General features: G+C 62.9%; 14 protein-coding genes. 3 read left to right on the top strand and 11 right to left on the bottom strand.

Features of this window, described 5'->3' with window-relative positions:
• Nucleotides 1–108 precede the first annotated feature (108 nt).
• The 11 genes from FVE66_RS17030 to FVE66_RS16980 all read right to left on the bottom strand — a co-directional run bounded on the left by FVE66_RS17030 (nt 109) and on the right by FVE66_RS16980 (nt 10783).
• A complete protein-coding gene (locus FVE66_RS17030) occupies nt 109–690 on the bottom strand; it encodes a uracil-DNA glycosylase family protein (RefSeq protein ID WP_151448671.1) in 582 nt (193 codons plus the stop codon).
• 2 nt (nt 691–692) lie between these two features.
• Nucleotides 693–1043, bottom strand: a complete 351-nt coding sequence (locus FVE66_RS17025) for a DUF488 domain-containing protein (protein WP_151448670.1) — start codon at nt 1041–1043, stop codon at nt 693–695.
• 69 nt (nt 1044–1112) lie between these two features.
• The gene (locus tag FVE66_RS17020; RefSeq protein ID WP_151448781.1) at nt 1113–1223 is read right to left on the bottom strand and encodes a hypothetical protein; all 111 of its coding nucleotides are present in this window, start codon (nt 1221–1223) and stop codon (nt 1113–1115) included.
• 165 nt (nt 1224–1388) lie between these two features.
• Nucleotides 1389–2399, bottom strand: coding sequence for a Bug family tripartite tricarboxylate transporter substrate binding protein (locus FVE66_RS17015; protein WP_151448669.1), 1011 nt, complete (start codon nt 2397–2399; stop codon nt 1389–1391).
• Between the two features lie 44 nt (nt 2400–2443).
• Nucleotides 2444–3454: a Bug family tripartite tricarboxylate transporter substrate binding protein gene (locus FVE66_RS17010; protein WP_151448668.1), complete on the bottom strand. Its 1011-nt coding sequence runs from the start codon at nt 3452–3454 to the stop codon at nt 2444–2446.
• A gap of 266 nt (nt 3455–3720) precedes the next feature.
• Nucleotides 3721–4530: an IclR family transcriptional regulator gene (locus FVE66_RS17005; RefSeq protein WP_151448667.1), complete on the bottom strand. Its 810-nt coding sequence runs from the start codon at nt 4528–4530 to the stop codon at nt 3721–3723.
• A 148-nt stretch (nt 4531–4678) separates the two neighbouring features.
• Nucleotides 4679–5404 carry an SDR family oxidoreductase gene (locus FVE66_RS17000; protein WP_151448666.1) on the bottom strand — a complete coding sequence of 242 codons (726 nt, stop codon included), beginning with the start codon at nt 5402–5404 and terminating at the stop codon, nt 4679–4681.
• A gap of 61 nt (nt 5405–5465) precedes the next feature.
• On the bottom strand, nt 5466–6623 hold the full coding sequence (locus FVE66_RS16995) for an acyl-CoA dehydrogenase family protein (protein ID WP_151448665.1): 1158 nt from the start codon (nt 6621–6623) through the stop codon (nt 5466–5468).
• Nucleotides 6620–8209, bottom strand: a complete 1590-nt coding sequence (locus tag FVE66_RS16990) for an AMP-binding protein (RefSeq protein ID WP_151448664.1) — start codon at nt 8207–8209, stop codon at nt 6620–6622. Before FVE66_RS16990 ends, FVE66_RS16995 begins: the two co-directional genes overlap by 4 nt.
• Nucleotides 8206–9492, bottom strand: a complete 1287-nt coding sequence (locus tag FVE66_RS16985; RefSeq protein WP_151448663.1) for an NADH:flavin oxidoreductase/NADH oxidase family protein — start codon at nt 9490–9492, stop codon at nt 8206–8208. Before FVE66_RS16985 ends, FVE66_RS16990 begins: the two co-directional genes overlap by 4 nt.
• A 10-nt stretch (nt 9493–9502) precedes the next feature.
• Nucleotides 9503–10783 carry an ABC transporter substrate-binding protein gene (locus FVE66_RS16980; protein ID WP_241673255.1) on the bottom strand — a complete coding sequence of 427 codons (1281 nt, stop codon included), beginning with the start codon at nt 10781–10783 and terminating at the stop codon, nt 9503–9505.
• A 282-nt stretch (nt 10784–11065) separates the two neighbouring features.
• Here FVE66_RS16980 and FVE66_RS16975 point away from each other — a divergent pair, with 282 nt between their 5' ends.
• From FVE66_RS16975 to FVE66_RS16965, 3 genes are all read left to right on the top strand, one after another.
• Nucleotides 11066–12259, top strand: a complete 1194-nt coding sequence (locus FVE66_RS16975) for a thiolase family protein (RefSeq protein ID WP_151448662.1) — start codon at nt 11066–11068, stop codon at nt 12257–12259.
• A gap of 81 nt (nt 12260–12340) precedes the next feature.
• Nucleotides 12341–13105: an SDR family NAD(P)-dependent oxidoreductase gene (locus FVE66_RS16970; protein ID WP_151448661.1), complete on the top strand. Its 765-nt coding sequence runs from the start codon at nt 12341–12343 to the stop codon at nt 13103–13105.
• Nucleotides 13106–13125: 20 nt separating this feature from the next.
• Nucleotides 13126–13893 (top strand): crotonase/enoyl-CoA hydratase family protein, encoded by a 768-nt coding sequence (locus tag FVE66_RS16965; protein WP_151448660.1) that lies wholly within the window; start codon nt 13126–13128, stop codon nt 13891–13893.
• Nucleotides 13894–13910 lie beyond the last annotated feature (17 nt).

Below are 13910 nucleotides of genomic sequence, written 5' to 3'. Positions count from 1 at the left end.
AACCGGCTTCCTTTTGACCCAGCCGAAAGGAAACCCCCCCCAAGCTTTCTGAACGGCCCCCCCAAGAGTTGGACCCAACCTTGCGGAGCAGTTCACTTGTTCGGCGGATCAGTCGGCAAGCACTGCAGCCACTCGCGCCTTCAGCACCGGCAGCAGCCCAGTTTCGAACCAGGTATTGCGGCGGAGCCAGATACCGTTTCGTGGGCTTGGGTGGGGGAGGGGGATGCGGTCTGGCCCATAGGCTTGCCAGTCGTGGACCGTGTCGGTGAGCGAAGCCCGTTTCTCTGCAAGGTGATATGCCAATGCATATTGGCCGATGACCAGCGTGAGTTGCAGCTGACGTAGCTGAGGAAGTAGCTGCCCATGCCAGGCTTGTGCGCATTCTCGCCGAGGCGGCAGATCGCCAGACTTCGCCTGGCCGGGAAAGCAGAGGCCCATTGGCAGGATTGCTATTTTTCGTGCGTCGTAAAAGGTCTCGCGTGAGATCCCCATCCACTCACGCAAACGGTCACCGCTAAAGTCGTCGAACGGTACGCCCGATGCATGAGCTTTTCTTCCCGGCGCCTGGCTCGCAATCAGGATGCGGGCTTGCGGGTGCAACTGCAAAACAGGCCGCGGCCCGTGGGGCAGATGGTCCGCACACCTGGTGCAAGCGCGAACTTCGTCCAGCAGGGATGCAAATGAAGTCACGACTAACTGAAGAGCCAGCTGTTTTTCTTCAGTACCTCGGCCTGGTTGTGCTCTTGGTCTTTGGCGGCATAGAGGAGCGTGGCGACGCCTTTGCCGAGCTCTTCCTTCAGGATACGGATCGATTCGTCCTTGTCGTTCAGTTCAGCGAGATAGCGCTTCTCGAATTCTTCCCATTTCTCCGGATCATGGTTGAACCATTTCCGCAGTTCTGTGCTGGGGGCAATGTCTTTGAGCCATAGGTCGATGCTTGCACTTTCCCTGCTCAAGCCGCGCGGCCAGATCCTGTCGACAAGTATGCGGCGGCCGTCGTGATGGTCGGGTGGTTCGTACACTCGCTTGATCCTGATTTTCATGCTTTTTTATTCTACGCCAGTCGCAGAATAAGGCTAGGCGTGTCTACACCTTCCTCACAAACACCGACTTCAAGTGGCAGTGGCTGACCATTCCGTCCCGCATTCAGGACCGACCAGGTTGTCACCGTCCTGGTAAGTGAAAGTGGAATTGCAGGAGGGGCAGGGCGGGAGTGTGCTGATTGACTTGGGGCTGGCCGGCAGGGAAAAGGCGGACTGGATAGCAAAAAGCCCAACCGGTCAGGGCTGGGCTTTTCAAATCTGTTTTTTGGCTCCCCGAGCGGGGCTCGGACAGATGCCAGCCCACAGCTTCAACCGATTCTGCCGCCGGACTGCTTGGTCCGGCTCTTACTTTTCCAGCGCCCCAGTCGACTTGATCATCGTCACCCAGCGCGTCCGTTCCTTCTCCAGGAAGGCTGCGAATTCCGCCGGCGTGCTACCGACTGCAGTCACGCCCAGCGTCAGCATGCGCTTCTTGACGTCTTCATCCTTGAGCGCCTCACGCATTGCCTTGTTCAGCAATTCGATGCGGTCAGCCGGCGTGCCGGCAGGAACCGAAAGGCCGATCCAGATTGGCAACTCGTATGAGGGATAACCGGACTCGCTCACAGTCGGGACATTGGGCAGCAGCGCGGAACGCTTGCCCCCGATCGCGGCCAGTGCGCGCAGCTTGCCGTCATTGATCAGCGGCACGGTGAAAGGCACGGTCATCATGCCGACGTCGACCCGCGACGAGATCACGTCGGGCAGGGCCGCGGCCTCACCCTTGTACGGCACATGGACCATGTTGACGCCGGCGAGCTTGCTGAAATACTCCATGCCCAAGTGCAGCGGCCCCTTGTTTCCGGTCGACATGTAGGAAACCGCACCCTTGTTTTGCTTCGCCCGTGCAACCAGGTCGCCGAAGGTCTTGATGGGGCTGTTGGCGTTGACCACCAGCACATATTCCACGGTACAGACCTGGCCCACCGGGGCAAAATCTTTCTGTGGGTCGTAGGGGGTCTCCGGCACGGTCAGCGGGCTGACGATGTTGGTGCCGACGCCGCCGAACACGATGGTGTAGCCGTCCGCCGGGGACTTGGCAACAGCGGCTGCGCCGATGGCGCCAGCGGCACCTACCTTGTTCTCGACCACTACCGGCTGCTTCAATACCGCCTGCATCGGCTTGGCGATCAGGCGCGCCAGCACGTCAGTCGAACCGCCGGCGGTGAATGGCACGATGATGGTGATCGGTTTTTCCGGAAAGGCGGCAAAGGATGTCGCCGGGAAGGCGGCAAAGGCCGCACCGATTGCCATGGCCGATGCCACCTTGGCAAAGGCGCGCGTGACGGCCCGGCGGACAGTGTTTTTTGCTTGCATGTATGTCTCCCTGGGACTGATGTCCGCTGTTGGGTTATTAAGGGTTATTGGTCTACGGTGACGCCGGCCCCTTTAACCGCCGCGCCCCACTTCTTGATTTCCGACTGGATGAAAGCGTCGAATTGCGATGGCGTGGTTCCGCCCGTGCTGCCACCCTGCTGCTGGAACCGCTCCTGCACATCGGGCCGCTTCAGGATGGCAGCGATGGTCTGCTGCAGTTTGTCGCGTATGTCTACGGGCATGCCCGCAGGCCCGACCAGGCCGAACCAGCCAGTGATATGGAAATCGGGCACGCCGGCTTCGCTCATGGTCGGCACATCGGGCAGCCGCGGCGAACGGCTCTTGCCGGTAACGGCGAGCGCGCGCAGGCGCTGGCCGCTGATCTGCCCCTGGATGCTGGGGAAATTGTCGAACATGAAATCGACCTCGCCTGACATCACCGCTTGCAGACCCAGGTTGGCGCCCTTGTAGGGCACATGCAAAATGTGAATGCCGGTTGCCTGCCTGAACAGTTCGCCCGACAAGTGTGTGGTCTGGCCAATGCCGGAGGACGAGTAGGACAGCTTGCCAGGTGAGGCCTTGGCCGCCGCGATCAGCCCGGCAACGGATTTGATCGGCGAATCGGAGCGCACTGCGAGCACGTTGGGGAACAACAGCACATCGGTGATCGCTGTGAAGTCCTGCGGCTTGTAGGGCAGGTTCTTCAGCAAGCCGAAATTGATGCCGATCACGCCGGTATTACCCATCATCAGGGTGTAGCCGTCAGGCGCGGCACGCAGCATGGCCTGTGCGCCGATCACGCCACTGGCACCCGCCCGATTGTCTACCACCACAGGCTGCCGCAGGACCTCCGACAACTCCTTGGCGATGGTGCGGGTAACGATGTCGCCGCTGCCGCCTGGCGGGCCGGGCACGATGATGGTGATCGGTTTTGTCGGGTACTGGGCCAGCGCCGGCCCGGCAACGACGGCCAGCGTCAGGGCTGCAAGGCGCGCCGTGCCCGGAATTGACCGTATCAGCTTGAGCGCCGCACGCACCCCTGCAAGATGTTTCATGACTGCTGTCTCCATTTTTTGTGGTTTTGTTTCATCTTTACCTCAGGAATTCCTGAAATTCAAGATGTTATATATCGTTATTCATTCTATTTGGCTCAAATTACATTGTCAATAAATGAAAAACGGCTGCACTCATATTATTTATGAGACCAGCATTAAAAAAAATGAGACAGCTTTGGGGCTGTGGTCAGGCGGGCCGGCCGGTACGTGCTGGTACCGGCCTGGGCGGGGGAGGGGGAGGGGGAGGGGGAGGATTCAGCCGGAGGTCAGGCGCGGGGAGCGCCGAGGGCTGTCTGGACGTTCTGGACCAGCGTGGCCAGGCGCATGCCCAGGTCTTCGAGCAACTTGGGATTCTGGCTTTGGCGATAGGCTGGCACGGTGCAACCGAATATGAAGCGCTGCTCGTCGATCAGCACGCGTACCGGGACTGCCACGCCGACGGTGTTCCGGTCCAGCTCGCCCTGGTTGCGGCAATAACCCAGGTTTTCGAGATCCTGACGGGTTTCCTGCATCTTGGCGTCGATCCATTCGGCCCGCTCGGGATTTCCGGCCCGGATCCGCTCGACGACAGTCCGGAAGTCGTCCGGAGGAAGAAGGCTGAGGAAAGCGCGGCCGGAGGCAGTGCGGGTGAGGGAGACCGTGGTCCCGATTTCCGGACGGAACACGGAGTTGCCCCGGCCCTGCGCCGTCTCGACATACACCATCTGGTAGTCGCTGGTGCTGACCGCCAGTGAGACCTGGCCCTCGGAATAGTCGGCAAAGTCCTGCATCAGCGGCCGCGCGATGGAACGGATCGTCATCGAGGCGAGCAGCGGCGCGGTCAGCTTCAGGACGCCGGGGGCCAGCATGTACTTGTTGCGGCGTTCGGAATAGTGCAACAGCCCGAGCTCGCGCAGGGTGCCGATAATGCGGAAAGCGGTGGGCTTGGGCAGGCCGGAGCGCTGGATCAGGTCCTTGGCGCTCAGGTCATATTCTTCGGTCGAAAAACATTGCAGGATGCGGATCCCGCGCGCGAGCGCGCTCTGGGGTGCTTCCTGTTGTTCGGCGGCTGACTTGTCAGCAGATTGTGATGGCATGGAATTGTCTGGGGAGGGGGTATCGGGATAAACAAGCCCGATGTCTTGATAAAGAAAGAGTTTATCTCAAAAATCCTGATATCCAGACCTTCGCCCCCCCGACTTGCGCTCCTTCCGGTCACGCGGAAGGAGCCGTTCAGGTATCAGTTCAAAGATGCACGGCGCTGATCGTCAGGCCGCCATCGACATACAGCGTCTGGCCGGTCATGAAGCCACCACGCTCCTCCAGCAGGAAGGCGACGGTATGGGCGATTTCCTCCGGTGAGCCGACCCGTTTCAGGGGCACTGCTGCCATCAGTGCCTTGGTGCGCGGATGGTCCGGCGGGCTGGCGGTGCGGAACAGTTCGGTCGAGATCGGGCCGGGCGCGATGACGTTGACGGTAATGTTGTGCTCGGCCAGTTCCAGCGCAAAGGTGCGGCTCATGCCGATGATGCCGGCCTTCGAGGCGCTATAGGCAGTGCGGTTGACCTTGCCCAGCGCGGCGCGCGACGACAGGTTCACGATCCGCCCTTCGCGCGCGGCGCGCATGCCGGGCACCAGGACCTGGGTCAGCACCAGCGGCGCGTGCAGGTTCAGTTGCGCCGCATCGTTCATGTCCTGGATCGAGCACTCGTCCAGCGAAGTGACGGGCGACATGGCGGCATTGTTGATCAGGCCGTAGAAAGGCTGCTCGGCCGCCAGCTCGGTCACCAGTGCACGTGTCGCCTCCAGGTCGGCCAGGTCGATGCAGTGGAACTCCTCGTCGGCGCGCAGGTCCTCCGGGGCCTTGCGGGCCAGCCCTGTCACACGATAGCCGTCGTCGGCCAGCCTGCGCATCACCGCGCGCCCGATGCCACGGCTGGCGCCGGTCACCAATACTCTTTTCTTCGTCATTGATTGTTCTCCTGGGTTCGTCATTGCACTGTTTTTTTGCTGCGGGTGTTATTCCCAGCATTTATCCCAGCATTTTCCTGCCGATGATGATTTTCTGGACTTCGGAGGCGCCTTCATAGATGCGCATCGGACGGATGTCCCGGTACAGCCTTTCGATCACCGAGCCGATCGTCACGCCCATGCCGCCGAACAGTTGCACGGCCGAGTCGATCACGCGCTGTGCCGCTTCCGTCGCCCCCAGCTTGGCCAGCGCCACTTCGCGCGTCACGGACCTGCCAGCCGTGTCTTTCAGCCAGGCGGCGCGGTAGACCAACAGTACCGCCGACTCCAGGTCGAGGGTCATGTCGGCCACCCTCATGCGCACCGTGTCCATTTCCGACATCTGCTTGCCGAACAGGTGGCGGCCGCGCATGCGCTCGACCGTTTCATCCAGCGCCCGACGCGCCAGCCCGACTGCCGCGCCGCCCACCGAAGTGCGGAAGATATCCAGCGTCGACATTGCCATGCGAAATCCCGCTCCCGGCTCGCCGATCAGCTGGCTGCGCGGCACGCGGCAGCCTTCGAAGCGGATGGTGGCCAGCGGATGCGGCGCAATGATGTCGATGCGCGATTCGATCGTCAGGCCAGGCGTGTCGGCATCCACCAGGATCGCCGACAGGCCCTTGGAGCCGGGCATGTCCTCGGTGCGCGCGATCACGATGTACTGGTTGGCAATGCCGCCGTTGGAAATCCAGGTCTTGACGCCGTCGATCACATAGTCGTCGCCGTCGATGCGGGCACGGGTGGTCATGGAGGCGACATCGGAACTGCCATCAGGCTCCGACATGGCGAACGCTGCCAGGCGCGAGCCGTCGCGGCTGCCGGCCAGATAGGTGCGTTTCTGTTCTTCGCTGCCGAACAGCCAGATCGCAGCCGAGCCGATGCCCTGCATGGCGAACACGAAATCAGCCAGCGGGCTGTCGTAGGACAAAGCCTCGCGGATCATGCAGGCGGCGCGCACGTCGACCGTGCCTCCCGCGACCGGATCCGGCACGGCATATTCAAGCAGGCCGGCCCGTCCCAGTTCGCGTCCAAGCACCCGGCATTGTTCATCCAGCGGCAATGGCTCGATCGCCTTTTCGATCCGTGGAAAGTCGTCGCGCCAGCGCTGCAGTGCGGCTTCCAGCTTGCTGTGCTCGGGCCCGAAAAACGGCAACTCCCATAGTGTCCATTGTTTCATTGCGATTCCTTTTCTGCGGCGATCAGTTCAATTGCCATGTCTTTCAGCACGTTTTTTCTTACCTTCTTTCCGTTCGGACTGTCGGTCACCGGAAAGTCCGGCACCTCGAACACCCGGATTGGCACCTTGTAGGTCGCCAGCCGATTCCGGCAGCCTTCAATGATTGCCCGCTCGTCATGAACGTAGCCGGGCTTGCCGATCACGAACGCCACCGGCCGCACGCTCTTGTTGGCATCGAGCGCGATGACCTGGCAGGCGGCGGCGCCGCACAGGGCAAGCACCGTCTCCTCGATCTCCAGCGGATTGACCAGGTAGCCGCCTATGCGCAGCACGTCGCCGATGCGCGACAGCAGGATGACGCCACCGTCGTCCATCATGTAGCCGAGGTCGCCGGTGCGCAAGAAGTCGTCCTCGCAGAAAGCCTTCTTCGTCGCAGCATCGTCGCCAAGGTAGCCAACCGTGAGGTTGGGGGAAAAGATTTCGATCTCGCCGCTCTCGCCAGGCGCCAGCAATTGGCCGGTTTCCAGGCTGCGCACCCGCACCTTTCCTTGCGGGCACACCGGAATCCCGCCTGACATTGCGCGCCGCTCTGGCGTGCCATCCTCGGGTTGGGTGGCGAACAGGGCCATCGCTTCGCTCAGGCCGTAGCAGCCGCGCAATGGCACGCCGTGCGCTGCGGCCTTGGCCGGCAGGGTGGCGCCCAGCGCCGGCGTGAAGTTGGCATGGCCGTATACCTGCAGTGCCGGAAAGCGAGCATCAGGGCCGGCCGCGGTGAGCAGCTTGTCGATCATGTCGTCGGTGCCGAACATGTGCGTGGCTTGCTGCGAGGCGAGCAGGTCGGCCGCTTCCGCCGGATCGAACTGCTCCTGCACCACCAGCGTGGCGTGGGCAGCCAGGGCGCCGACGGCAATCGTGTAGCCGAAGGCGCCGCCGAACGGAACTGCAAGCAATACCCGCGACTGCTGGCCGATATGGAACGCGGCGTCGACGTCGCGCGCATGGCGCGCGACGCTGCGCTGCAGGTGGCAGATCAGCTTGGGCAGGCTGGTGGTGCCCGACGAGGCGAATACGATGGCGCGGTCCTCGGCTTGTCCGTCCTCGGTCTTGCAAGGATGGTTGCGCAGCAGCTCGTCCAGCCCCAGCGCCTGCACGCCAGCCAGCGATTTTTCAGCGTCACGCGGGCCGGCGGCGACCGTTATCCGCAGCGTGGACAGGCGCTCCGGCTCCACATTGCACAGCGTCTCGTCGTAGCGCAGTCCGCGATACCCGGGCATGTAGAACAGCGCGCTGGCGCGGCTGCGGGACAGGAAATCGCCGACCTCGCGGGTTCCATAGCGCATGTTCAGCGGCAGCACATTCACGCCGATCCGGGCGCAAGCCCACGCGATCGAAAGCCATTCAGGCAGGTTGGGCAGCCACAGGGCCGCGGTGTCGCCGCGACGGATGCCGGCATCGCGCAATCCCTGGGCAATGCGCAGCGCCTGATCGCGCACCGTGCCGTAGCTTACGTTGCGCCCCTGGATATGCATGCACACCGCCTCCGCGGGCGCAGTGGCGAGGATGTTGAAAAGCGTGTTCTCGCTCATAAGACCTTTGCTCCATTCGTTGCACCAGATCGGTTGCGCTCTTGCGCCGCCTGGTGTTCATTGGCCTGGTATTGCCGGAAGGCGTGCAGCACGCTGAGCGAAGGATCCGGATCCAGTCCGTCGCCCATGCGCAGCATCTGCACTGCAAACCAGCCCTGTATGCTCCACATTTTGGCGGCCGCGCGCTCTTGCTCATCGAGCTCGCCGGCCCCGTCCTCCAGTTGCAGCGTCAGCTCGGGGGAGGGCAGTGCATGCGTCACGCCAGCCAGCAGGCGCCGCGGCGCGTCCGGTTCGACCAGCAGCGGCCGCCCCAGTCCGATCACGTCGACCTCATCCGCAGCCAGCGCAGACTCCATTGCCGCAAGGGTACGGAAGCCGCCGGTCACCATCAAGGGAATACGGCAGGCGGCACGGATGCCGGCCGCCTGTTCGAGGAAGTAGGCTTCGCGCCGGCGCGTACTTTCCTTCAATGGCACGCGAGCGGCCACCACCATCCGCGGCTGCTCGTAGTTTCCCCCGGAGATTTCCAGCAAGTCCACTCCTTCCTGCTCCAGCCATTGCACCACCTGCAGCGACTCGGCAGTGCTGAAACCACCCTGCTGGAAATCCGAGGAGTTGAGCTTTACTGCGACCGGGAAATCCGCGCCGACAGCACGGCGCACGGCGCGCACGGTCTCAAGCAGCGCCCTGGCCCGGTTGTCGAGCGTGCCGCCCCACTCATCTTCACGGCGATTTGCCCGCGGATTGAGGAATTGTGACAGCAGGTAGCCATGCGCCGCATGGATCTGCACGCCGGTGAACCCGGTCTCGCGCGCCACCGACGCCGCCTGCGCGAAGCGCCCGATCACGTCCAGTATGTCCTCCCCGGACATCGCGACCGGCCGGCCAAAGCCGGGCAGTTCCACCGGCACCGCCGATGGCGCGAGCGGCGCTTGATGGACGTGAGCCGGGGTCTGCCGGCCGGGATGGTTCAACTGCATCCACAGGTGATTCCCCGCGCAGGTGCCGGCAAGGGCATAGCGGCGCAAGGCGGCAATGCCTTCATTGTGGTCAATCGCGACATTGCCCGGCCGTTCGAGGAAGCGGCGATCCACCTGCACATTGCCCGTGATGAGCAAGCCAGCACCGCCCTCGGACCAGCGGCGGTACAGCCGGCAGTGCCGCTCGGTCGACTGGTTGGTCGCAGGATCGGCCAGCCCTTCGGTCAGCGCTGCCTTGGCGATACGGTTGGACAGGCTGGCGCCACAAGCCAGCGCCAGCGGGCGGTTCAGGAGAGATGCCAACGCGCTGGCCTCAGGATTTTTTCAGCAGCGGGCAGGCCGACTCGGACAGCGGGCGGAAGGCATCCTTGCCCGGCACCGTGCCGACGTGGGTGTAGTAATCCCACGGGTATTTCGATTCGGCCGGCGTCTTCACCTTGAAGAGATACATGTCGTGCACCATGCGGCCGTCCTCGCGGATCCGGCCATTTTTGGCGAAGAAGTCATTCACCGGCAATTCCTTCATCTTGCGCATCACGGCTGCGGTGTCGTCGGTGCCAGCGGCTTTTACCGCCTTCAGGTAGTGCAGCACCGAGGAATACACGCCCGCCTGGCTCATGTTGGGCATGCGCTTCATCCGCTCGAAGTAGCGGCGCGACCAGGCGCGGGTTTCGGCGTTCAGATCCCAGTAGAAGCCCTCCGCCAGCACCATCCCCTGGGTGGCAGGAAGGCCGAGCGCGTGGATGTCGTTGATGTACAGGAGCGTGGCCGCAAGGATCTGCTTGCTGTTGCCGGTGCCAATGCCGAAATCTCGCGCCGCCTTGATGGCATTGATGGTGTCGCCGCCGGCATTGGCCAGGCCGATCACGCTCGCGCGGCTGGCCTGCGCCTGCACCACGAACGAAGAAAAGTCCGAGGCGCCGAGCGGGTGGCGCACCGAGCCCACTACCTTGCCGCCGCCACGCAGGACAGCAGCTGCGGCGTTTTTCTCCAGGTCATGACCGCCGGCGTAATCCACGGTCAGGAAGTACCAGTCCTTCTTGCCGGAGTTGACCAGCGCGCGGGCAACGGTATTGGCCAGCGCGTAGGAATCGTAGGCATAGTGAGCCGAGACCGGCGTGCACAGGTCGTTGGTGAAGCGCTCCGTCGCCGGGCCGTTGAACACGGCGATCCGGTTCTTTTCCTTTGCGATCTGCAGCACGGCCAGCGAAGCGGCGGAGCCGGTCACGTCGTGGATGGCATCGACCTTGTCCTGGTCGAACCACTGGCGCGCCCTGGAGGCGGCGTTGTCGGGCTTGAGCTGGTGATCCGCTACCACCAACTCGATCTTCTTGCCCAGCACGGCGCCGCCGAAATCCTCGATCGCCAACTGCGCAGCCGTCGCTGAACCCTTGCCCGAAATATCGGCATAGACGCCGCTCATGTCGAGGATCAGTCCGATCTTCACGACACCGTCGGAGATCCCCTGCTGCGCCATGGCCGGCGCGGCGGCTGCAAGGGCAAAACCTGCCGCCGCCGTAGCCGTGGCGACGGTGCGCAGCAGGGATCGGCGGTTGAGTTTGATGCGGCTGTTGTACGGCGTCTTGTTGTTCACCTTTGGTCTCCTGTGGTTGCAACTGGAAAAAAATGCATGGTCACCGGCTGAGGAGAGCACGGGCAGGGAACGCGAATTCCTTGTCTGTTGCTGCCGTCTCATTTTTTCTTATTTTTTGTTCGGTTTTTGGTTGTAAAAATCTACAATACGACTCTGATGGTTTATTTTATACGAAAAATTCGGCGGCGTGCTAATATAAGATCGTTGATTTTGATACAGTTATAACTGAAAGCAAGACGGCCGGCTCGTTTTCCGGCCATATTGCTGGAGCCAGGAGAGAAAATGAGCAATCACGCGGTAATCGTGGACGTGCTGCGCGCACCCATGGGCCGGACCAAAGCGGGCGGCGCCTTTGTCGACACCCATCCGAACGAACTGCTGGCCCAGTTGTTCAAGGGCCTGGTGGAGCGCAACCGCCTTGATCCGGGCGAAGTCGAGGATGTGATCATCGGTTGCGTCAGCCAGGTCGGCGAACAGTCATCGACCCCTGGTCGGGGCGCATGGCTGGGGGCCGGATTTCCGGAGCACGTTCCTTCCACGACCATCGAGCGCAAGTGCGGATCGAGCCAGCAGGCTGTGCATTTCGCCGCGCAGGGCGTGATCGCGGGTGCCTATGACATCGTGATCGCCGGCGGCATCGAGTCGATGAGCAGGGTGCCGATGGGCAGTGCCCGCGTCGGCCGCGATCCGTTTGGCCCATCTTTCCATGCGCGCTATCCAGAGGGACTGGTCGGGCAGGGCGTATCGGCCGACCTGGTGGCGGCGAAATGGGGCATCACACGGCAGGACCTTGACGAGTACGCAATCCGCTCGCACCAGCGCGCCGATGCGGCCCGCGCATCCGGCCAGTTCGCGCGCGAGATCCTGCCGATTCGCGTCCAGCGTGAAGACGGCATGGCCGTGATCGAATTCGACGAGACCATCCGCGCCGAAACGACGATGGAACGGCTGTCGCAATTGAAACCCTCGTTCGAGGACGCCGCCTTGTCCGCGCGCTTTCCGCAGATCCGCTGGAGCACCACGGCCGGCAACTCGTCACAGATTTCCGATGGCGCTGCAGTGACGCTGATCATGAGCGAAAAGCGGGCTTCCCAGCTGAACCTGACGCCGCGCGCGCGGCTGGTCGCATTCGATGTCTGCGGCGACGACCCGCTGCTGATGCTGACCGCACCGATCCGCTCCACCCGCCGGGTTCTGCAAAAGACCGGCATCAGCCTCGATGCCATCGACCATTTCGAGGTGAACGAAGCCTTCGCCTCGGTGCCGCTGGCGTGGCAACGGGAGCTGGGCGCGGATCCGGCGCGGCTCAATCCCTGCGGCGGCGCGATCGCGCTCGGTCATCCGCTGGGCGCGTCCGGCGTGCGACTGCTGACCACGATGGTCAATGGACTGGAGGCGAGTGGCGGCCGTTACGGCCTGCAGACCATGTGCGAAGCGGGCGGCATGGCCAACGCCACCATCATCGAGCGGCTGTGACAGCTCGTTGATCAGGAAATATCCAGACACATTCAGATTGCAGACAAATTCAGATTTCAGATCTATCAGGAGATAACAAACATGCAGATCAAAGGGGCCTCAGCTCTTGTGACCGGCGGCGCCTCAGGCCTGGGCCTGGCGAGCGTGCGGCGGCTGATTGCGCAAGGCGCGAAAGTGGTGATTGCCGATCTGCCGGGTTCCAACGGCGAAGAGGTGGCGCGCGAACTGGGCGACGCCGCGCGTTTCGTCGCGGCCGACGTCACTAGCGAAGCGCAGATGATTGCCGCATGCGACGCGGCAGAGGCATTGGGTCCGCTACGGGTGCTGGTGAATTGCGCCGGCCGCGGCGGTGCGGTACGGATCGTGGAAAAAGATGGCTCTCCCGGTTCCCAGGAAGCCTATGAATCCGTGGTGCGGGTCAACCTGTTCGGCACCTTCAATGCACTGCGCCTGGCCGCCTCGCGGATGGCAAAGAACGAGCCGATCGACGGCGAGCGCGGCGTTTGCGTGCTGACATCTTCGATCGCAGCCTACGAAGGCCAGGTCGGACAGGTGCCTTACGCATCGGCCAAGGCCGGCATCGTCGGCATGACGCTGGTCGCGGCACGCGACCTGGCCAGGAGCGAAATCAGGGTCTGCACCATTGCCCCCGGCTTGTTCGATACGCCTTTGCTGGCGCGCCTGCCTGAAGAGGTCAAGCTCTCGCTGGGCAAGATGGTTCCGAATCCGGCACGGCTGGGCAAGCCGGACGAATTTGCGATGCTGGTCATGCAGATTGTGGAGAACCCGATGTTCAACGGCGAAACGATCCGCCTCGATGGCGCGATCCGCATGGCGCCGCGTTAATCTTCTGAAGGAGACACAGCATGACCCAGGAAGTACTCGTCACTGAATCGGATGGCATCCAGATCATCACGCTTAATCGGCCGGAAGCGCGCAATGCCGTTACGCTGGCCCTGGCGCAAGGTGTGGCCGCGGCGCTAGACGAGCTTGACCGCCGCCCAGACCTCTATGCCGCAGTGATTACCGGCGCCGGCGGCAACTTCTGTTCCGGCATGGACTTGAAAGCCTTCTTGCGCGGCGAGCGGCCGCGTGTCGAGGGCCGCGGATTCGCAGGCATCGCAGAAAGGCCGCCGAAGAAGCCCTTGCTGGCCGCAGTCGAAGGCTATGCGCTGGCGGGCGGCTTCGAGATCGTGCTTTCGTGCGACCTGGTCGTGGCCGCGGAGGACGCCAGGTTTGGCTTGCCCGAAACCAAGCGCGGATTGATGGCCACCGCCGGCGGCCTGGTTCGCCTGCCGCGGCAGTTGCCGCAACGGGTGGCGATGGAGCTGGCGCTGACCGGTAACATGACGAGCGCGGCACGGCTGCATGAGTGCGGCCTGCTGAACCGTGTCGTCCCGTCCGGCCATGCGCTGGAAGAAGCGCTGGCACTGGCGCGCGCGATCGGCGAGAACGGTCCGCTGGCGGTCATCACCAGCAAGCGCGTGATCATGGAGTCCGCAGACTGGCCGGTATCGGAGTTGTTCGAGCGCCAGCGTGTGCTTTCCGAACCTGTGTTCCAGTCGCCCGATGCACGCGAAGGCGCCCTCGCTTTCGCGGAGAAGCGCAAGCCGGTGTGGAACCGGGAAGTCTAGACCAAGCCGAACCAAAA

The organism is Lacisediminimonas profundi, assembly GCF_008831265.1.
Taxonomy (GTDB): domain Bacteria; phylum Pseudomonadota; class Gammaproteobacteria; order Burkholderiales; family Burkholderiaceae_D; genus Lacisediminimonas; species Lacisediminimonas profundi.
Note: the sequence above shows the minus strand (reverse complement) of the source record. Positions and strands in the feature narration are given on the sequence as shown.